The sequence below is a fragment of the Campylobacter sp. 2018MI13 genome, from assembly GCF_018501135.1.
Taxonomy (GTDB): Bacteria; Campylobacterota; Campylobacteria; order Campylobacterales; family Campylobacteraceae; genus Campylobacter_E.
The window spans coordinates 1-462 of the sequence record NZ_JAHCZC010000209.1 but is presented as its reverse complement, the minus strand read 5'-3'; the positions used below and the strand labels follow the sequence as shown (position 1 = coordinate 462).

Genomic DNA, 462 nt, shown 5'->3' with positions numbered 1-462 from the left:
ACCCTGTGCTGCCCTACGCCGACCGGGTGGTCTACGTCGCCGGCGGCAAGGTTCGCGTTGGCACTCCCGACGAGGTGCTGCGATCGGACGTCCTCAGCGAGATGTACGGGTCCCACGTCGAGGTGTTCCATCGCGGCAATCGCATCATTGTCCTTGCTGACGAAGAGCGCTCGACCCACCTGCATGCCCCGGGCCGAAGAATCTGAGGAAATGGGCTGACATGGATTTCTCCACAATTATCAATTTCGACAGCTTCAGCCAATTGGTGCCGCTAGTCCGCGGATCGATCATTGCCGGGATCATCCTCGGTGTGCTTGCAGGCCTTATCGGCCCGATGATCCATGCTCGAGATCTGGCCTTCGCTATTCACGGCACGTCGGAGCTTTCCTTCGCAGGTGCTGCGGTGGCCCTGTTCTTCGGAGCATCGGTGACCAAAGTCGCCGTCGTCGGATCCCTCGTAGC

2 protein-coding genes are annotated in these 462 nt (G+C 60.4%); both read left to right on the top strand.

Annotation, left to right across the window (positions count from 1 at the left end; all coding sequences use genetic code 11):
* Positions 1–206: hypothetical protein (locus KJQ99_RS11345; protein WP_214150706.1), on the top strand; the 206-nt coding region annotated here is incomplete at its 5' end.
* Between the two features lie 14 nt (positions 207–220).
* Positions 221–462, top strand: a 242-nt coding sequence (locus tag KJQ99_RS11340) for an ABC transporter permease family protein (protein ID WP_214150705.1), incomplete at its 3' end; no start/stop codon positions are given.